The 17300-nt window shown below is 60.8% G+C and carries 22 protein-coding genes; 7 read left to right on the forward strand and 15 right to left on the reverse strand.

The features are described from left to right. The first annotated feature begins 26 nt into the window (after positions 1-26). On the forward strand, positions 27-1298 hold the full coding sequence (purD, locus tag PYR65_RS17955) for a phosphoribosylamine--glycine ligase (RefSeq protein WP_276118959.1): 1272 nt from the start codon (positions 27-29) through the stop codon (positions 1296-1298). 107 nt (positions 1299-1405) lie between these two features. After that, the gene (locus PYR65_RS17960) at positions 1406-1933 is read left to right on the forward strand and encodes a plant virulence effector HPE1-like domain-containing protein (RefSeq protein WP_276118960.1); all 528 of its coding nucleotides are present in this window, start codon (positions 1406-1408) and stop codon (positions 1931-1933) included. Positions 1934-2153: 220 nt separating this feature from the next. Here PYR65_RS17960 and PYR65_RS17965 read toward each other — a convergent pair whose 3' ends face one another. The 8 genes from PYR65_RS17965 to PYR65_RS18000 form a co-directional block, all read right to left on the reverse strand. After that, a complete protein-coding gene (locus PYR65_RS17965; RefSeq protein ID WP_276118961.1) occupies positions 2154-2642 on the reverse strand; it encodes a DUF523 domain-containing protein in 489 nt (162 codons plus the stop codon). A gap of 62 nt (positions 2643-2704) precedes the next feature. After that, complete coding sequence (locus tag PYR65_RS17970) at positions 2705-3019, reverse strand: helix-turn-helix domain-containing transcriptional regulator (RefSeq protein ID WP_060636467.1); 315 nt, start codon at positions 3017-3019, stop codon at positions 2705-2707. A gap of 44 nt (positions 3020-3063) precedes the next feature. Further along, complete coding sequence (locus PYR65_RS17975; protein ID WP_276118962.1) at positions 3064-5418, reverse strand: glycine--tRNA ligase subunit beta; 2355 nt, start codon at positions 5416-5418, stop codon at positions 3064-3066. A gap of 94 nt (positions 5419-5512) precedes the next feature. After that, on the reverse strand, positions 5513-5812 hold the full coding sequence (locus tag PYR65_RS17980; protein ID WP_276118963.1) for a HigA family addiction module antitoxin: 300 nt from the start codon (positions 5810-5812) through the stop codon (positions 5513-5515). 16 nt (positions 5813-5828) lie between these two features. Next, positions 5829-6110: a type II toxin-antitoxin system RelE/ParE family toxin gene (locus tag PYR65_RS17985; protein WP_276118964.1), complete on the reverse strand. Its 282-nt coding sequence runs from the start codon at positions 6108-6110 to the stop codon at positions 5829-5831. A gap of 95 nt (positions 6111-6205) precedes the next feature. Then, a complete protein-coding gene (locus PYR65_RS17990; RefSeq protein ID WP_276118965.1) occupies positions 6206-8149 on the reverse strand; it encodes a DUF2207 domain-containing protein in 1944 nt (647 codons plus the stop codon). Positions 8150-8194: 45 nt separating this feature from the next. Beyond that, the gene (locus tag PYR65_RS17995) at positions 8195-9463 is read right to left on the reverse strand and encodes a 3-phosphoshikimate 1-carboxyvinyltransferase (RefSeq protein ID WP_276118966.1); all 1269 of its coding nucleotides are present in this window, start codon (positions 9461-9463) and stop codon (positions 8195-8197) included. A 100-nt stretch (positions 9464-9563) separates the two neighbouring features. Beyond that, complete coding sequence (locus PYR65_RS18000) at positions 9564-10112, reverse strand: LemA family protein (protein ID WP_276118967.1); 549 nt, start codon at positions 10110-10112, stop codon at positions 9564-9566. Between the two features lie 206 nt (positions 10113-10318). Here PYR65_RS18000 and PYR65_RS18005 point away from each other — a divergent pair, with 206 nt between their 5' ends. After that, the gene (locus tag PYR65_RS18005) at positions 10319-10516 is read left to right on the forward strand and encodes a hypothetical protein (RefSeq protein ID WP_276118968.1); all 198 of its coding nucleotides are present in this window, start codon (positions 10319-10321) and stop codon (positions 10514-10516) included. Here PYR65_RS18005 and PYR65_RS18010 read toward each other — a convergent pair. Then, on the reverse strand, positions 10513-11514 hold the full coding sequence (locus PYR65_RS18010) for a GGDEF domain-containing protein (protein WP_244490089.1): 1002 nt from the start codon (positions 11512-11514) through the stop codon (positions 10513-10515). The two genes, PYR65_RS18005 and PYR65_RS18010, sit on opposite strands and share 4 nt — an antisense overlap. A 181-nt stretch (positions 11515-11695) precedes the next feature. Beyond that, positions 11696-12658, reverse strand: a complete 963-nt coding sequence (locus PYR65_RS18015) for a glycine--tRNA ligase subunit alpha (RefSeq protein WP_060636473.1) — start codon at positions 12656-12658, stop codon at positions 11696-11698. Positions 12659-12813: 155 nt separating this feature from the next. On the opposite strand from PYR65_RS18015, the gene PYR65_RS18020 reads away from it, so the two are divergent. Both PYR65_RS18020 and PYR65_RS18025 read left to right on the forward strand, forming a co-directional pair. Beyond that, positions 12814-13086: a hypothetical protein gene (locus tag PYR65_RS18020; protein WP_276118969.1), complete on the forward strand. Its 273-nt coding sequence runs from the start codon at positions 12814-12816 to the stop codon at positions 13084-13086. Between the two features lie 8 nt (positions 13087-13094). Beyond that, positions 13095-13409: a type II toxin-antitoxin system RelE/ParE family toxin gene (locus PYR65_RS18025; protein ID WP_276118970.1), complete on the forward strand. Its 315-nt coding sequence runs from the start codon at positions 13095-13097 to the stop codon at positions 13407-13409. 24 nt (positions 13410-13433) lie between these two features. Here the strand turns inward: PYR65_RS18025 and PYR65_RS18030 are convergent, their stop codons facing one another. Beyond that, positions 13434-13622, reverse strand: a complete 189-nt coding sequence (locus PYR65_RS18030; protein ID WP_276118971.1) for a hypothetical protein — start codon at positions 13620-13622, stop codon at positions 13434-13436. A 25-nt stretch (positions 13623-13647) separates the two neighbouring features. Further along, on the reverse strand, positions 13648-14514 hold the full coding sequence (locus PYR65_RS18035; protein WP_276118972.1) for a S49 family peptidase: 867 nt from the start codon (positions 14512-14514) through the stop codon (positions 13648-13650). A 242-nt stretch (positions 14515-14756) separates the two neighbouring features. On the opposite strand from PYR65_RS18035, the gene PYR65_RS18040 reads away from it, so the two are divergent. Further along, positions 14757-14930, forward strand: coding sequence for a hypothetical protein (locus PYR65_RS18040; protein WP_276118973.1), 174 nt, complete (start codon positions 14757-14759; stop codon positions 14928-14930). Beyond that, a complete protein-coding gene (locus PYR65_RS18045; protein WP_060636478.1) occupies positions 14920-15543 on the forward strand; it encodes a helix-turn-helix domain-containing protein in 624 nt (207 codons plus the stop codon). Before PYR65_RS18040 ends, PYR65_RS18045 begins: the two co-directional genes overlap by 11 nt. Before the next feature lie 100 nt (positions 15544-15643). On the opposite strand, the gene PYR65_RS18050 is transcribed toward PYR65_RS18045, so the two are convergent. The 3 genes from PYR65_RS18050 to PYR65_RS18060 all read right to left on the reverse strand — a co-directional run bounded on the left by PYR65_RS18050 (position 15644) and on the right by PYR65_RS18060 (position 17240). Further along, positions 15644-16039 (reverse strand): hypothetical protein, encoded by a 396-nt coding sequence (locus tag PYR65_RS18050; RefSeq protein WP_276118974.1) that lies wholly within the window; start codon positions 16037-16039, stop codon positions 15644-15646. A 173-nt stretch (positions 16040-16212) separates the two neighbouring features. Further along, on the reverse strand, positions 16213-17019 hold the full coding sequence (locus PYR65_RS18055; protein WP_276118975.1) for a tRNA1(Val) (adenine(37)-N6)-methyltransferase: 807 nt from the start codon (positions 17017-17019) through the stop codon (positions 16213-16215). Continuing rightward, positions 17016-17240, reverse strand: coding sequence for a putative signal transducing protein (locus PYR65_RS18060; protein WP_276118976.1), 225 nt, complete (start codon positions 17238-17240; stop codon positions 17016-17018). The genes PYR65_RS18055 and PYR65_RS18060 overlap by 4 nt, the downstream gene beginning before the upstream one ends. Positions 17241-17300 lie beyond the last annotated feature (60 nt).

The raw sequence follows: 17300 nt of genomic DNA on the forward strand, positions 1-17300 counted from the left end.
AGCCTCGTGAGATGGCGGAGTAGGCGATGAAAGTTCTGTTGATCGGGTCGGGCGGGCGCGAACATGCGCTGGCATGGAAACTGGCGCAATCGCCACGCCTGACGGCGCTTTACGCCGCACCCGGCAATCCCGGCATCGCCGAAGAGGCAATCATCGCCGATATCGACACGGCCGATAACGCCGCCGTTCTGGCCTTCGCCCAAAAGGAAGCCATCGATTTCGTCGTGGTCGGCCCGGAGGCCCCGCTGGTGGCGGGTCTTGCCGACACGTTGCGCGCCGCTGACATTGCGGTTTTCGGACCGTCTGCCGCCGCCGCCCAGCTGGAAGGCTCCAAGGGTTTTACCAAGGATATCTGCGCCAAATACAACATCCCGACCGGTGCCTATCAGCGCTTTACCGCAGCCGGACCGGCCAAAGACTATATCCGCGAACAGGGCGCGCCGATCGTCATCAAGGCCGACGGCCTGGCCGCCGGCAAGGGCGTGACCGTTGCCATGACGCTGGACGAAGCGCTCGAGGCTGTCGACAGCTGCTTTTCCGGCACGTTTGGCGAAGCCGGTGCCGAAGTGGTGGTCGAGGCGTTCCTCGACGGCGAGGAAGCGAGCTTCTTTTGCCTTTGCGACGGCAAGACCGCTCTGGCGCTCGCCTCGGCACAGGATCACAAGCGCGTCGGCGATGGCGATACCGGTCCGAATACCGGCGGCATGGGTGCCTATTCGCCTGCCCCGGTCATGACCACAGACATGGTCGAACGCACGATGCGCGAGATCATCGAGCCGACGATCGCCGGTATGGCCGATAGCGGCCACCCCTTTACCGGCGTGCTGTTTGCCGGCCTGATGATCACGGCCAAGGGGCCGGAACTGATCGAATACAATGTCCGGTTCGGCGATCCGGAATGCCAGGTGCTGATGATGCGGCTGAAGAGCGATCTCCTGCCGCTTCTTCATGCGGCCGCCACCGGCACGCTTGCCTCCGTCAGCGCCGAGTGGCGCGACGAAGCAGCACTCACCGTCGTCATGGCGTCGAAGGGCTATCCCGGCACTTACGACAAGAACACGCCGATTACAAAGCTGCCGGAGGAAGGCACCGATGCCAAGGTGTTTCATGCCGGAACGGCGCTGAAGGACGGGCAGCTGGTCGCCACCGGCGGCCGCGTGCTCAACGTCACGGCGATGGGCAGCACCGTCAGCACGGCGAAAGACCGGGCTTACGCCGCACTCGACCAGGTGGAATGGCACAACGGCTTTTGCCGCCGCGATATCGGCTGGCAGGCGGTCGAGCGCGAGACAGCGTAACGGCCGCGCCGCCCATCGTAAAACTCACTCAATTTTTACCAATTCTCCTGACGGGAACGTAACGGAGACCGGATATTTTCCTTTGACGATATCAAAGGAGAAAGCCGATGCGCGCCCTTTTGCTTACATTTGCAAGCCTGACTGTTGCCAGCACAGCCGGCGCGTCTTCGCTCGAACGCGTCGTCTCCGGCGAGAAGATCAATCACAGCATCACGCAGCTATCCTGCGGCCAGTGCCCTGCGTTGATCGTCGCAAAGAAGACCGGCTACATCGTTCCCGAAATCGCTGCGGGCACCGAGCGGGTGGAGCTGAGAGAAATCAACGGTGAGATGAAAATGGTGCGCACGGAAGCCTGGCTTGGCGGCTCCCCGGTCGTCTTCATCAGCAAGGCATCCGACGATGACATCAAGGAGGCGCATGCCAAAATGACGCTTTCCGGCGATCTGGCAAAGACCGCAACTGCAGAAATCCTGCCGGTTGAGGCCGAGGCAACAGCCACGCCGGTGATGATAGATAGCGCTGCGAAAACAAGCTCGGTCAGCATTGCGTCGCTTTCCGGAATGGCTGCGGTAACGCCGCAAGACAGACGGTCACAAGAAGTTGATCTCGAAAATTTCCAACTTCGGCTAAAATGACGGGGAACTCCAAGTCCCTGCCCTAACCAGCCACTCATAAAAGGCTGACCGGGCATTCGCCCTCCAGGCGAAAGATTGCGCCCCTGAGAGAAGCAGGGGCGCAATTTTTTGTGGCGAATGCCAAACGCCGCACCTCTGACCTGCTCGCGACTCTAACCTTCCGGCAACTCTGGAATATTGGCGCTAACGATCCGGCGGGCCGGACGGTTTCGGCGAGCTCTCAATGACCGATGGCAGCCACGAGCTCTTCAATCTGCCGATCTGAAAACACCTGTATGCCATGCGCCCTCAAAAGCGCCGCCGTCACGCCCTCGCCCTTCTGGCGGCGGCCTGAAAAACTGCCGTCATAGACAAAGCCGGACCCGCAGGACGGGCTACCGTCGATCAACAGCGCGTGCGTACAGCCGGTTTCGACCGCCAAGGCCAGTGCGTTGCGCGCCGCCTGCAGGAACTCGCCCGTCACATCCGTGCCATTGCTTTCGCGCACATGACCCTTGCCGGACAGAATATCCGCCGCCGACCACCCCTCCCCGATCTCCGCCGGCAGCCGCGGCACCGGCATGCCCGCCGACATTTCCGGACAGACCGTCACCAGCCGCCCCTCATCACGCCAGCGATCGAGTGCTGCATGCACAAGCGGCTTTGCCTGTCCGTCATAGCGGACGGCATGACCCATGAGACAGGCACTGACGAGGATTTTGGCGGTCATGCGCCCTGAATAGCGCGGGTGGCATCTGATTTCCAGATCTGTTCCACCGCGCACCTATCGCTTCAGGCGGCAGCAACCGCAAGATGGACGCCGGTTTCTTCCTGCAGGTGGCGGATGACATGGAAGAGGTTTTCCGCACGCGGATTTCCCTTCGGTCCAAACATGCGCATCAGGCTTTTTGCGGGCGTGCCGGTTTTTTCGGCCAGACGTTCAAACCCCACCGTCGCATTGATAAAATCCCGCAGAACCGATTTCCCGGTTTCCATATCGCCCGACAGCAAAAGTTCGATCGCGTCCGACAACAGCGCAGCACGAAAATCCGCGTCATTTTTGGCGCGCGCCTGAATGGTCACCTTAAAGTCACGGGTCAATGGCATGTTCGCTTCCCTTGCGGCGCTTGTAATCGCGCCAGCGTCATGCGTTAGCCCGAAATCTTCGAGAAATCCGCAACCGTTCCTGTCGCCGCGCGGATCAGGCCGAGCAGGGCCAGGCGGTTGGCGCGGATGGCGGGGTCTTCGTCGTTGACGAGGACATCGGCGAAGAACTGATCGACCGGGCCGCGCAGCTTCGACAGGGCTTCCATGGCCGAGCGGAAATCCTCGCCGGCGATGGCAGCGCTTGCCTCGCTCGAGGCTTGCGTCACGGCGGCATAGAGTGCCTTTTCAGCATCGAGCGTCAGGAGTGCGGGATCGACCGTGGCTGCGACCTGCGTGCCCTTCTTTTCCTCGGCGGCCAGAAGCTGGGTGGCGCGCTTGGTGCCGGCGAGCAGGTTGAGGCCTTCTTCCGAGGTAACAAACGCCGTCAGCGCTTCGACGCGGCGGGCGACCATCAGGAGGTCGTCATTGGCGGCCCCCTCATCCGCCCTTCGGGCACCTTTTCCCCGCTGGGGAGAAGGGATCTCTGCCGCTGCCCCTTGCTCCCTCTTCTCCCCAGCGGGGAGAAGGTGGCCCGAAGGGCCGGATGAGGGGGGCGCAGCCAAAACCGCATCGATCAGGTCATGACGGGCGCCGAGATCGCGCAGGTAGACTTTGAGGCGGTCGTGGAAGAAGGAGATGAGGTCGTTGTCCTCAACGACGGTGGAAAGCGGCAACCGCACCTTCCGCTCCAGCAAAATCCGCACGACACCCAGCGCCGCACGTCGAAGCGCATAGGGGTCCTTGGAGCCGGTCGGCTTTTCGTCAATGGCCCAGAAGCCCACCAGCGTGTCCAGCTTGTCGGCGAGCGCCACGGTCAGGCCGACGGCATCGGCGGGCAGGCGGTCGGATGGACCCTGCGGCTTCCAATGATCTTCGATCGCGGCGGCGACGGAAGCGTCTTCGCCCTGCAAACTCGCGTATTTGCGGCCCATAATGCCCTGGAGTTCGGGGAATTCGCCGACGGCTTCGGTGCGCAGGTCGGCTTTTGCCAGCACGACGGCGCGATCGACCAGTGTCAGATCGGCACCGGTCACCGTTGCGAGTTCTGCGGCCAGCGTGCGGATACGCTGGACGCGTTCTCCTTGGGTGCCGAGCTTGGCATGAAAGGTGACATTCAGCGCATCAAGCTTGGCCATGCGCTGGTCGAGCGGTTTTTTCAGGTCGAGATCGAATTTTGCGGCCGGGGCTTTAAGCGTTTCGAGATCCGGCAGGTTGCCCTGGTCGCGGGTCCAGAAATGCTTGGCGTCGGAGAGACGCGCGCGCACGACCTTGCCATTGCCGTGGATGATTTCCTTGCCGCCGTCCTTGGCCTCGATATTGGCAACGAGGATGAACTTGTTCGACAGGGCACCCTCCCCTTGAGGGGGAGGGTCGGCGCGCAGCGACGGGGTGGGGTGATCCTGTGTGTCCGCCTGACTGTCACCCCCACCCGCGCGTACCGCGCGACCTCCCCCCTCAAGGGGGAGGTGGTCGCCCGGCCGGCGGGTGACGAAGCATTTCTGGTTGGTCTTGATGGTCAGCCGGATGATTTCCGACGGGATCGCCAGGTAATCCTCCTCGAACGCGCCCATCAGCACCTGCGGCCACTCGACGAGGCCGGACACTTCCTCCAGCAGGCCTTCGTCCTCGACCAGTTCAAGACCGCTGGCAAAGGCGATATTGGCGGCGTCGGCGGCGATGATCTGCTTGCGGCGCTCGGCATCGAGCACGACCTTGGCCTTTTCCAGCTTCTCGATGTAATCGGCAAAACGGCGCACGGTGATGGCTTGCGGCGCGTGAAACCGGTGGCCGTAGGTGATGTTCGACGCGGTGATATCGCCGACCGTGAACGGAATGACCTGAGTTTCCTCGTGTTCCGGGCCAAACAGGCAGACGATCGACTGCAGCGGCCGCACCCAGCGTAGCGAGCCCGGCTTGGCGGACGCAGCGCCCGACCGCATCGGATTGCCCCAAGGGAAATTGCGGATGATGCCGGGCATCACCTCGGCAATGATCTCTTCTGCCGGACGGCCGGGCTTGACGATGTGGGCGACATAGAAATCGCCTTTTTTGGGATCGCTGTGCACATGCGCCTGATCGATCGAGGTGAGACCGGCACCGCGCAAGAAGCCCTCGATCGCCTTTTCATTGGCATCGGTGCGCGGACCCTTGCGGTCTTCGCTGACGTCGGCGGAGCGGGTGTTGAGGCCGCGAATATCGAGCGTGAGGCGCCGCGGCGTCCAATATTCCCGCGCCCCCTCATAGGTCAGCCCCGCCTCGACCAGCGCATCGGTCAACAGCTTCTTCAGATCACCGGCAGCCTTGCGCTGCATACGGGCCGGGATTTCCTCGGAGCGGAGTTCAAGCAGAAGATCGGGCATGGAATGAATGCTTTTCTAAGGGATCGTTTGACTGCGGGGGATTTAGCAAGCCCGGCGGGAAAAGTCATCCATTCAATGGCGGAAAAGTCAGCGCTCAGGCCGCATCGCGCACGGGAATGCGCTCAATCTCGGCCCGTTTGCGTTCAGCCTCGATCGTCAGGTCGTAGCTGACCTGCAAATTCATCCAGAGTTCGGGCGTGGTGTCGAAAAACCTGGCAAGACGCAGCGCGGTATCGGAGGTCACGCCAGTCTTGCCCGTAACGATCCGTTCGATGCGGGTTCTTGGGACATTCAGCTTCTTGGCGAGCGTTCCCGCGCTTATATCCAGCGGCTCGAGATAGAGATCCTTGAGAATCTCGCCCGGATGGATGGCCGGCAGGCCGATATCGTTCATCTGACAGTCCCTACTCTCAATGGTAATCAACGATTTCCACGTCATCGGCGCCGCCATTCGACCACACGAAACAGATGCGCCATTGCTGATTGATACGGATCGAATACTGACCTTCACGGTCTCCCGACAATTTCTCCAGCCGATTGCCGGGAGGCGAGCGCAGGTCCTTCACGTCGCAGGCTGCATTCAACAACACCAGCAATTGCTGGGCACGCCGGACGAGATCGGTGGGAAACCCCTTCTTCATACTGCCATCGGCCAGGGCCGCAGATATCTTGCCCTTGAAAGAACGGATCACCACTCAGCTCCAGGAACCGTATCACATACTGATACATTCTACCGGAGACGTCAAGTATCACCACGTGATACAGCTTCGTGCACATCAGAAGAAAGCTACCACCCCCCGCCCCCGCCACCGCCGCCGCCGCCGCCCGAAAAGCCGCCGCCGCTGGAGAAGCCGGAGGAGGACGAGCTGGGGGGTGGGGGGAGAGATGAGGACATGGTGCTGGCCATGGAGCCGGCGAAACCGCCCATGCGATCGCCAAAGGAGCCGGCGGCGAAGCTGTTGCCGGAATACCAGGCGGGCTGGTAGGCGGCGGCACCGGCGGCGGCGGCCAGAAGCCAGCGGTCGAAGGTGTCCGACCAGGGTCTTTCGACGCCCAGAGCCACGGCATAGGGCAACAGCTTTTCGAAATGCTGCGGCGACATGTCAGGGGCGCCGGCCATGTTCATCCGCTCTTTTTCCGCGAGCGTCAGATATTGCCGGAGACCATCGATGCCATCCATCATCTTCGCGCCGATCGGCGTCGGCGCGCCCATCAGATGGAAGAACAGCATGTTGACCAGCACGATACCGCCGACGCCGATCAGAAGCGGGATCTGATGGGCGCTCAGCGCCATGCTGATGACGACAGCAGAAACGCTAAGCGCGCCTGCGACGGCAAAGAATGTGAGAAAGGCTGCGGCAATCAGCGCGCCGATGCGGGTAAACAGACTGCCGCGCTTGTTGAACAGGCGGCCGATGGCGAGCGCAAAAAGCGAGATGATCACCGAGGCTATGACCGGCAGAAGCACCAGCGCGACCGTTGCGCCATCGACAAGGCCCGCGACGAAAATGGCGAGCAGAAACAGAGCCGAGATGGCGATGCCACCGGCCACATAGGCGGTATTGGCGTGATAGTATCTGTTGCGATGTTCCTTTTCCATCGCGGTGCGGAACTCGGCTCCAGCCTTCTGCACGGCCGGGCCATTGTCCTTGTCGATCGCAAGCTTGCCGCCATTGCGCTGGACGGCCGCAAGGACTGCCGCCTCGCCGGTTGGGAGCGATGGCGGCTTCGGCTTGTCGGTGCGGGTGATCTCCAGCGCGTTCTTGAAGTCCTTGAGGACGACATAGCCTTCGACGGCAAGGTTGAGGGCGGCGGCCGACAGCGCCGTCCAGCCCCGGCCGGAAAAACCCCTGTTGTCGATATAATTGACCAGCGCCGGGGAGATCCCGTCGGGCGCATCCCAGCGCGGGACGATGACGCCTCGGGCCGGATCGCGGCCGACCTTCAGCCACATGCGGGAATAATAGAGCGCGGCGACCACGAAACCGGCGATGGCCAGGATCGCCGGCAGATGATCGTAGAACCACCAGGCCCGTTCCTGCGATACCGAAGGCGGATCGATGCTGCCCTTTTGCATCTTGACCGCGATGGTCAGCCCCTCGTTGGCCTCCAGGCGGCGCGTCGTGGTAAAGACCAGCCGGTCGCCATCTTCCAGCGCGCGGGCGTTCTTGTCGGTCGCGCCCTGGCCGCCGGTGAAGATATCCAGCGCCTGCGCCTTCACGCCCGCAGGCAAGGCGACCGTGGCAGAGGCCTCCTCGATCGGAAACGCCCATTGATTGCCGGTCACATTCCAATACAGCTCGTCATGATCGGGAAAGAAGCGGATCTGGCGGGCGGTCTCGTAGGTAAACTGGAACGTATGCTCGCCATCTTGCAGGAACACGTCCTTGTCGCCGGTATAGATGCGGATGCCACCGCTGATATTTTCGGTGCGATAGGGCTCGGCCGCACCGTCGCGCTCAACGGAGATCAGCTTAAAATCGACCTTGACGACGCGGCCAGCCGCATCGGTGACGGTCAGCGGAAAATCGCGGTAGATGCCGCGCTTGATGCGGTCTCCCTCGACATTGGCGGTGATCGTTTCCGTGACGCTCAGCACGCCGCTTTTGGCGACGCCGATGACCGAGCGATAGGATTTGAAAACCTCCTCCCCGCGCGCCAGCCCTGCGGTGGACAACAGGATGGAGAGCAGGAAGAAGAGCCGTGCCAGCGCCGCGAAAACACGTGTCATGCGATCGATCCCTCCCCGGCCGGAACAGCCTTATTTGCCTGCACCTTAAGGCCGGTCGCCCTCAAGCCCGACGCCCAGCGATGCAAGCTCATCCCAATAGCGCGGATAGGTCTTGGCGACGCAGCCGGGGTCGAGAATGGTGATGCCGTTGATCTTGAGGCCCGCCAAAGCAAAGCTCATGGCGATCCGGTGATCGGCGAATGTGTCGATATCGGCCGGCAGCGTCTGGCCGGCAAGCGCCGGATCGGAGGCAACCAGCAGATCATCGCCCTCCTCGATACCGAGGCCTGGGCGGATATTCGAGAGGCCGGTGGACAGGGCGCGCACGCGGTCGCATTCCTTGACGCGCAGGTTCTCGATCCCGACGAAACGCACCGGGGTCTCGTTGAAGGCGGCCAGTACGGCAAGTGTTGGGATAGCGTCCTGCATCTGCGAGCCATCGATGACGGCGGGCATATGCGGGAACGAGGCGATGACCTCATAGGCCTTGGCATCCGGCTGCGAAAACGACGCGGCCGCAACGCCGAGATCGATCCGCCCGCCGGTCAAGACTTCCGCCGCCCAGAGATAGGTCGCAGCCGAGGCATCCGGCTCGATCAGATAATCCGTTGCATGATACCCGGTCGGAGAGACCTGCCAGATCGACGGGCTGACCTGGGTGACTTCGGCGCCAAAGGCGCGCATTGCGGCAACCGTCAGATCGATATAGCCGCGCGCGCCGATCTCCTCGCCGGCAAGCTCGATATTGATGGGGCGGGAGGCACCGGCAGCGGCCATCAGCAGGGCGGATACATATTGGCTGGAAAGGCCGGCATCGATGGTGACATGGTCTTCGGCGAAATCGCCGGTGCCGGCGATCGTCACCGGCGGGCAGCCGGTTTCGGCGTCCACCGTCACACCGAGCGAACGCAGTGCCGTGACCAGCGGCGCGATCGGCCGCTTGCGCATATGCTGGTCGCCATCGACCACCACAGTGCCATCAACCAGGGCAGCAGCGGCCGTGAGAAAACGCGTCGCAGTTCCAGCATTGCCGAGGAAAAGCGGCTGTTGCGGCGCCAGAAGCTTACCGGAACCGGTAACGATGAAGGTGGTATCGTCGGGCTCGGAAATGTCCACGCCCATGGCGCGCAAGGCGTCCGCCATATACCGGGTGTCGTCGCTCTTCAAGGCGCCGGTCAGGCGGCTGGTGCCCTTGGCAAGGCCGGCCAGAAGCAGCGCCCGGTTGGTGATCGATTTCGAACCTGGGGGGCTGACGCGGCCTTCAAGCGGATGGCCTGATGGAAGGATGGTGAGTTTCTGGTCTGCGGCGTTCATGTTCTCGTCTCTTCATGCCCAATGCACGGCCCCTGCGTGGCTGCGCCTGCTCTATCGATCGTGGATAGCCGTCTACGACGGAATGTCTTTTGCGGCTAGATCAAAACTTCACCACGGGGACTGCGCGGTCTGCCTCGTTGGTGATCTCGAAAAAGGCGGCCTTGGTAAATCCGAAGGGACCGGCAACCAGGTTTGACGGAAAGCTTTCCACCTTGACGTTAAGGTCGCGGGCGGCACCGTTATAATAGCGTCGGGCCATCTGCACTTCGCTTTCGATGCTTTCCAGCGACTGCTGCAGTTCGGAGAAGTTCTGATTGGCCTTGAGGTCCGGATAGGCCTCCGCCAGCGCAAACAGCTTGCCGAGCGCCTGGCTGAGCAGGCCCTCGGTTGCAGCGCGGCCGGCAACGTCACCCGCCGGCAAAGATTGCGCCCGGTTGCGAAGCGCTATGACCTCCTCCAGCGTGCCCTTTTCATGGGCGGCGTAACCTTTGACGGTCTCGATCAGATTGGGAATCAGGTCGGCGCGGCGCTTCAGCTGCACGTCGATACCCGACCATGCCTCCTCCTTCACCTGCCGTGCTTTGACCAGGCCGTTATAGACGAAAATCAGGTAGAGGATCACGACCGCAGCAATAGCGAGACCAATCATCAGGGGTTCCTTCCCGAAGCCTATGTTTTGCGCAGCTTATGGATCGAATGCCGCCGGTGAAAGACAAATTTCATCCGACTGCCTCAGCCTCCGGCTTATCTGTGTGTCAACAGGTGAGCCTGTTCCGCCGGGAACCGCGCAAAGGCGCCGTCTGATCGATAGTGCGGTCATCAGATCAACGCCGGACGCCGCAAAGTACCGCCCCCATGAAACCGCTCGCCGCCCTCATCAACGTCATCGCCTTTTCAGCGCTGTTTTTCGCCTATGCTCATATCGGCACGATGGAAAAACCGGCAGGTGTGCGGCGCGCCTTGCAGACCTATGCCGGTCAGCTGCCGACTGGCGCCTTTGCAACGTTGAAGCCTGTCTGGACGATTGGTGTCGAAGCGGCCGATGTGATCTAAAGCTGGTCGTTGGAGGCTCTCGCTGGTCCCCATTGCATCTGGTCTTCCGGCGAGGGAACGGTTTCCAGGATCTGCCCGAAACAGACGACGGCCACCCGCTGCTCGCTGGTCTTGGCGATATACATATATTCGTCCGCCCTGCGCACGAAGGACGCGACGGTATCGTCCGGCTTCAGGAACGTCACCCCGACGGCAGCGCCGGTATAGGTGACCTTTCCCTCGATGGCGATCGGCTTGAAAACCCGCTCCATCGCATCCTGGATATTCTGTTGCACGTCGGCCGCCAGCTTCAGGTCGATATCGAGCAGAACGACGAATTCATCGCCGCCAATGCGCGCAATGAAATCGGTGGCACGGAAACTTTCGCGCAGGCGGCTGGCGATCGTTCGCAGCACCTCGTCGCCGGCCGCATGACCCAGCGTATCGTTTACGGTCTTGAAATCGTTGAGATCGACGAAGGCAAGCGCCAGCTTGCGATCGTTCTGCATGCTGCGCGCCACGGATTCGATGACGACTTCGTCAAAACAGGCCCGGTTCGGCAGGCCGGACAGAGCGTCGGTGCGCGCCGATGCCCGAAGCGCATTCTCGATTTCACGCTGCTGGCGGACACGCGCCGAAACATCGACGATAACCTCGACATCGAAGGAGACGCCGTCGACAACAGTTCGCTGCGCCGAGATCAGCGTTGGAATGATCGTGCCGTCGGCATAGACGAGATCGACCTCTTCCAGCTCGTAGGATCCCACTTCCGCAAGCAGGCGGTGGCGGCGGTCGCGGGCGGGATTATCGATGGCAGCACCATCAGAGGTCAGCTTCTTGCCGCGGATGTTTTCCCATTTCAGGCCGGTCAGCTTCAGATAGGCATCGTTGACCTTGGCATAGCTCGACGTCCGGGTATCACTGGTTGTGATCGCCATCGCAATCGGCGCGAATTCGAACATCCGCATCAACATCGAAGCCAAAACTTCCGGGGGCAGAATATCCTCGTCGTCCATCATCCGTCCTGAACCTTGTCACTTGAACAAAGCTTAGAACAAACTCCTTAAAGGCTTCCTGAACGCCACATTGGGCTCAAGCACTTGATTTCGCTTCTTTAAAGGGAGCCATGTGACAACTCTCGCAAAGATTGCACTTTCGCGCCAGATTGCGCGCGTTTATGTCGCGTGTGCAACTCGACCGTCAGGCAGCCGTTTTTGCCAGATTGATGCCGCCCGCGTCCGTCAAAAGGAACGCTTCGCCACAGGCCGTCGCCAGCGTGCGAACACGCAGGATATAGCTCTGGCGTTCCGTCACGGAAATGACGCCGCGTGCATCGAGCAGATTGAACACATGGCTGGCCTTAATGCACTGGTCATAGGCCGGGAAGACGCATTTGTGCAGGATGGCGTTGGCGCCGGTATCGGGCGCGCCGGCGGCCAGAAGCGCCAGGCATTCCCGTTCGGCATCGACGAAATGCTGCTGCAGCATCGCCGTGTTGGCATATTCGAAATTGTGCCTCGAATATTCCTGCTCGGCCTGCAGGAAGACATCGCCGTAGCTGATCTTCTCGTCGCCCTCGCGGCCGTTGAAATTCAGGTCATAGACATTGTCGACGCCCTGCACATACATGGCGAGACGCTCAAGACCATAGGTGAGTTCGCCCGACACCGGCGCGCATTCGATGCCGCAGACCTGCTGGAAATAGGTGAACTGCGAGACCTCCATGCCGTCGCACCAGCATTCCCAGCCGAGACCCCAGGCACCCAGCGTCGGGCTTGCCCAGTCATCTTCCACGAAGCGAATATCGTGCAGCAGCGGATCGAGACCGATCGCCTCCAGCGAACCGAGATAGAGTTCCTGCAGGTTCGGCGGATTGGGCTTCAGGATGACCTGATACTGGTAATAATGCTGAAGCCGGTTGGGATTTTCACCGTAACGCCCGTCGGACGGGCGGCGCGATGGCTGCACATAGGCTGCCCGCCACGGCTTTGGCCCGAGCGCGCGCAACGTCGTTGCCGGATGAAACGTGCCGGCGCCGACCTCCATGTCATAGGGCTGCAGAACCGCGCATCCCTTGTCCGCCCAGTAAGCGTGCAGCGTCAGGATCAGCGCCTGGAACGAGCGCTTGGGGTTCATATGGTCCGGGAGAGCGGCGGCGGTCATGGCATCAGTCCAGGTTGGGATTATCTGGCTGTCTGGTGCCATGATGGGCGCAGAGGGTCAAGGGGCGGGCGGACCAGAACTCTTGGCGCGCGTTGCCTCGTTGCAGGCAATTCACCCGATGTGGTAAGCTAGATAAGAAACCAAGGGATCGGCACATGACCGTCAAAATCCATATCGAACTGGACGACACCCACCGGGAATTTGCAGAGAAAATGGTGGCGGATGGGATCTATCCCTCCGTATCCAGCGTCATCCAGGCCGGGATCGAGCATATGATGCACAATGACGCCGTCACGGCCGACCCATTGGCAGGCATGGCGGATGAAATAAACCGGCGAATGGAGCTGCCGAAGGATCAGTGGATACCATTGGAGGACGATACGATGTTCGACGACATTCGCGCCCTCATCCGCGCCAAAAGAGGCTGACTGCCGGGATGCGCTACAAGGTCACCCGCCACCCGCTTGTCCGCGACGACCTTTCCACCATGACCATTTTTATCGGCGAATATGCGGGATATGATATCGCCGAAAAGAAGATGGCCGATATCGAAGCTTCGCTGTATTCACTGCGCGACTTTCCGCATGTCGGCACGGTCCGGGATGAAATATATCCTGGGCTGCGCATCATCCCGGCGGCTGGCAAGGCCGTCGTATGTTTCACGGTCTCTACCGACCGCAGCGAGGTCTATGTAATCTGTGTGAGTTATGCCGGAGCCGATTGGGGAAGCCGGGTGAAGGAGCGCAGTTAAAGCCGCCCTCGCCTCGCGCTTTATTCACTCCGGCTTCTTCAGCCGGTATTCCCCCGTCAGCGGGTCCTTGACCAGCGTTCCCTGCGTACCGTTTTCCTGCTGGCGGCGGGTTTCGTTTTGGCGGCGGGTCAGTTTTTCCGCGTCTGCCACGAATTTGCGGTAGCCGATCCAGGCGATGGCTGCAAATAGCAGCAGTATAATCAATTGCGGCATGCGCCTCCCCGTTTCAACTGGAGCTTCAAAGCCCGAAGCGGCCCCATAATGCCTTTTCCTCCGCCACCTCGGCAAGACCGGAAACGGCCGTTACAGCAAAACGCTCGGCCATTCCGCTTGCCAGCGCTGCGCCGGGCTGGCGGCGGCCGAACAGGCCGCGCGAGGCGGACACCAGCTGCAACTCGGTCTTTGCGCCGAACCGCTTCTTCAATTCGCTGCGCATGTCGCCGAGGCTATCGACCAGCCCCAGTTCCTGACCGCGCTTGCCGGTCCAGAACAGGCCGGAGAAAATGTCTGAAGTATCGGCCAGAAGATGGCCGCGGCGCGCCTTGACCATGCCGATGAAAATCTCATGGATTTCGAGCTGCAGCCCTTTGAGGAACTCGATGTCCTTTTCCTTTTCCGGCTGGAAGGGATCGAGCATCACCTTGTTGGAACCGGCGGTGTAGACACGCCGCTCGACGCCGATCTTCTTCAGAAGTTCCTGAAACCCGAAACCGCCCGACACCACGCCGATGGAGCCGACGATCGAGGTCGGGTCGGCAATGATCTCATCGCCGGCGAGCGCAATCATATAGCCGCCGGACGCGGCCACATCCTCGACGAAGATCAGCACGCGCTTCTTCTTTTCTTCGGCCAGATCGCGGATACGCTGGTAGATCAGCCGCGACTGGACGGGGGAGCCGCCAGGCGAATTGATCGATATGGCGACGGCGGGTGCATCCTTCATCGAGAAGGCCTTTTCGAGCACCGGCGCCACCGTCGCCAGATTGAGCGCCGGACGAAACTGGCTGCCACCTGCCATGATCGCACCTTGCAGGCGCACGACGGGGATCGTCACACCTTGCTTGCGAAAACGTTTCGGCAACAGCTTCCTGAACAGTCCGGCCATCTGAACTCCCTGCATTCATTCCATCATTCTTCGTGTTGGCATGTATGTATTGACGCGGCAAACGCAATGGCCAGAGCGATCATTTCTCCTTCGTATCCCCGCCACCGCTGGAAGCGCGTTGCGGCAAGCCATGCGGGATTGGCAAAAGATTTCACTTCAGGGCGCAAGATTAAACGGCTTGGCCTGTGCTGAAATCGATAAAATTTGTAGATTTCACTCAGCAGTTCCAGCAGGAGACTTTCATGGCAGCCCAGACGGCAACGGTCATCGACTTGCAATCCTATCGGCAATCGCGCGCCAAGGCGGCCTCCTCGCCTGCTGTGGCGGTTCCACAAGCCGTGCCGATGCAGCCGATGTTGGTCTGGGTGCCCTATTGGGGCTTCATGCCGGTCATGATGATGGGTCATGGCGCCTAGTCCGCTATTGCAGTTGGCGGAAGAGCTGAAGGTCGATCCCGCCGATGAAATAGCGCTTCTGACCGGACGCAATCTGCGGCGGCTGCGAACCCGGCGCGGGTATTCGCTCGACCGGCTGGCCAAGATTTCCGGTGTCAGCCGTGCCATGCTCGGCCAGATCGAAACCGGCAAGAGCAGTCCGACGATCAGCATTCTGTCCAAGATTGCGCTGGCCCTTGACGTTCCCTGCGGCTCGCTGATTGCCGAGCGCGATGAAACGACATTCTTCTCGTTGAGCCGGGCAAAATCGAAAATCCTGTCCTCGTCCGAAGGGAAATTCCAGACCCGCGCGCTGTTTCCCTTCGAGAGCGAACGACGGGTGGAATTCTACGAGCTGAGGATTGCACCGCATCACGCGGAAAGTGCCGAAGCGCATCAGCATGGCACGGTGGAAAACCTGATCGTCTCGAAAGGGACCGTGGAAATCATCGCCGGCAAGCATCCGCCGCAAATTCTCGGTGAAGGCGACGCGGTGCTGTTTGATGCGGACGTCGTCCATACCTATCGCAACATGACCGGCACCGAAGCCATTCTCTATCTCGTCATGACCTATGCCGAGCAGGTGGGCACCTGAAACACGGCGCCGATTGCGGCAAGATCGTAAAACCTTATAGGGCAGACACAAAAAGGGCCCCCGTAACCGGAGGCCCTGAATGGCGTCAGCTCAGGGTGCCTTAGGCAGCCATCGTGCAGCACATCATCATGCCGCCGCACATCATCATCATCGGCATGCCGCCGGACATCATGGACATCATGCGCTTGCAGCATTCCATGAACATGTCCTTGTCCATGCCGTCCATCGGCTTCATTTCGCAGGTCATGCCGTCTGCCGTCATCGTGCAGGACATCATGCCCATCATCATCGGCATCATCATGCCGTTCATCATGGGCATGCCGCCCATCATCGGCATCATGCCGTTCATCATTCCGTTCATCATGGGCATGCCACCCATCATCGGCATCATCGGGTTCATCATTCCACCCATCATCGGGTTCATCATGCCGCCCATCATCGGGTTCATCGGCATCATGTTGTTCATCATCGGCATCATGTTCATGGCGGGGTTCATTGGGCTCTCTCCGGGTTGAATTCACGTCATTTCGTGTCTCAGTGATTTTTGAGATAGATCAACCAATTCAGCGCCACAATATAAAAAATAGTTCTATTATTCTTTCCTCCAATAGAACAGACGCCGCATCCAACAGGACTCCAATATCGCTTAGGATCGCGGATTTTCGTCTGTTATTGCGGAAGCTTCTGGTGCCGCACAGGCGCTTGCCGGCCATAGCCGGCGCGGCCGTTGTTCATGTCATCGACGGCACCGGCGAATCTGTGCGTCTGCGCTTCATGCACGATGAGCGGCGCCCGCAAGGTCAGCCGCGCCCGGCTCTGCTTGATGGCGGTGACGAGGATACGAACGGCATTTTCGCCGTCGCGCGGGTGCAAAGGCGTGATCTCGATGCCGCCGAAACGGCGGCTGCAGGCGGACATGATCTCGGCGATCGATTGCGGCCGGGCGATCAGCGACAGCTGTCCGCCCGGCCGTGCAATGGCGCTGGCCGTGCGGATCCAGGTGTCGAAAAGGCCATCGGTCATCGCATGCGCCTCAGCCTTCAGCGCATCCGGCGTCTTGCGGTCTGCTGCATCGTTGAAGGGCGGGTTCATGATCACATGGTCGAAACTGTTATCGGCCAGCCCAGCCGCAGTCCTTCCCCTGCCCGTCAGCGAGACGTCGGCCTCCAAAACCGATATGCGCGTGGCCAGCCGGGCATTGGCTTCCAGCGCGAGGCTCCGCCTGGCAAACTGCGCCATCAACGCCGACCGTTCGACCAGGAGCACTTCGGCATGGTCCAGCCGTGAGGCAACCGCCATGCCGGCAGCACCGGCGCCTGCGCCGAGATCGGCGACGCGGCAGGGCCGCTTCGAAACGACTAGAGAGGCAAGCAACATCGCGTCCATGCCGGACCGGTGTCCCTGCCCCAGAGGCTGGATCACTTGAAATTGACCGCGGTGAAAGCTGTCGATGGTTTCGGTTGCCGCCGTCGTCATTCGTCCCGCAATTCCGCCTCAAGCCCGGCATCGATCAGAAGCTGCCGGGCCTCCTCCTCATCATCCTCGCTGACCAGAAAACGCCGGGGCAACAGGCCCAGCGAACCTTCAAGGATGCTCATGCCCTGATCGGCGATGAAGCAGCCGATGCCGGCATCCTTCATCAGACTTTCGGCAAACGAGAGCACGACGGCGTCGTTGGTACGGATCAATTCCTTCATTACGGGTCGTTTTCCTGCCTTATTTGGGCAAGCGGGACAATTCGCCTCTTGCCGCCACAA

Origin of the sequence: Pararhizobium qamdonense, from assembly GCF_029277445.1 — a bacterium.
GTDB classification, from domain to species: domain Bacteria; phylum Pseudomonadota; class Alphaproteobacteria; order Rhizobiales; family Rhizobiaceae; genus Pararhizobium; species Pararhizobium qamdonense.

Coding starts and splice junctions, on each gene's coding strand:
- purD (WP_276118959.1), top strand. CDS start 27: ATGAAAGTTCTGTTGATCGGGTCGGGCGGGCGCGAACATGCGCTGGCA.
- PYR65_RS18060 (WP_276118976.1), bottom strand. CDS start 17,240: ATGAAGGAATTGATCCGTACCAACGACGCCGTCGTGCTCTCGTTTGCC.
- PYR65_RS17960 (WP_276118960.1), top strand. CDS start 1,406: ATGCGCGCCCTTTTGCTTACATTTGCAAGCCTGACTGTTGCCAGCACA.
- PYR65_RS17990 (WP_276118965.1), bottom strand. CDS start 8,149: ATGACACGTGTTTTCGCGGCGCTGGCACGGCTCTTCTTCCTGCTCTCC.
- PYR65_RS18035 (WP_276118972.1), bottom strand. CDS start 14,514: ATGGCCGGACTGTTCAGGAAGCTGTTGCCGAAACGTTTTCGCAAGCAA.
- PYR65_RS18045 (WP_060636478.1), top strand. CDS start 14,920: ATGGCGCCTAGTCCGCTATTGCAGTTGGCGGAAGAGCTGAAGGTCGAT.
- PYR65_RS18000 (WP_276118967.1), bottom strand. CDS start 10,112: ATGATTGGTCTCGCTATTGCTGCGGTCGTGATCCTCTACCTGATTTTC.
- PYR65_RS18020 (WP_276118969.1), top strand. CDS start 12,814: ATGACCGTCAAAATCCATATCGAACTGGACGACACCCACCGGGAATTT.
- PYR65_RS17980 (WP_276118963.1), bottom strand. CDS start 5,812: ATGAACGATATCGGCCTGCCGGCCATCCATCCGGGCGAGATTCTCAAG.
- PYR65_RS18015 (WP_060636473.1), bottom strand. CDS start 12,658: ATGACCGCCGCCGCTCTCCCGGACCATATGAACCCCAAGCGCTCGTTC.
- PYR65_RS18025 (WP_276118970.1), top strand. CDS start 13,095: ATGCGCTACAAGGTCACCCGCCACCCGCTTGTCCGCGACGACCTTTCC.
- PYR65_RS17970 (WP_060636467.1), bottom strand. CDS start 3,019: ATGCCATTGACCCGTGACTTTAAGGTGACCATTCAGGCGCGCGCCAAA.
- PYR65_RS18055 (WP_276118975.1), bottom strand. CDS start 17,019: ATGACGACGGCGGCAACCGAAACCATCGACAGCTTTCACCGCGGTCAA.
- PYR65_RS18040 (WP_276118973.1), top strand. CDS start 14,757: ATGGCAGCCCAGACGGCAACGGTCATCGACTTGCAATCCTATCGGCAA.
- PYR65_RS17995 (WP_276118966.1), bottom strand. CDS start 9,463: ATGAACGCCGCAGACCAGAAACTCACCATCCTTCCATCAGGCCATCCG.
- PYR65_RS17975 (WP_276118962.1), bottom strand. CDS start 5,418: ATGCCCGATCTTCTGCTTGAACTCCGCTCCGAGGAAATCCCGGCCCGT.
- PYR65_RS18030 (WP_276118971.1), bottom strand. CDS start 13,622: ATGCCGCAATTGATTATACTGCTGCTATTTGCAGCCATCGCCTGGATC.
- PYR65_RS18010 (WP_244490089.1), bottom strand. CDS start 11,514: ATGATGGACGACGAGGATATTCTGCCCCCGGAAGTTTTGGCTTCGATG.
- PYR65_RS17965 (WP_276118961.1), bottom strand. CDS start 2,642: ATGACCGCCAAAATCCTCGTCAGTGCCTGTCTCATGGGTCATGCCGTC.
- PYR65_RS18005 (WP_276118968.1), top strand. CDS start 10,319: ATGAAACCGCTCGCCGCCCTCATCAACGTCATCGCCTTTTCAGCGCTG.
- PYR65_RS18050 (WP_276118974.1), bottom strand. CDS start 16,039: ATGAACCCCGCCATGAACATGATGCCGATGATGAACAACATGATGCCG.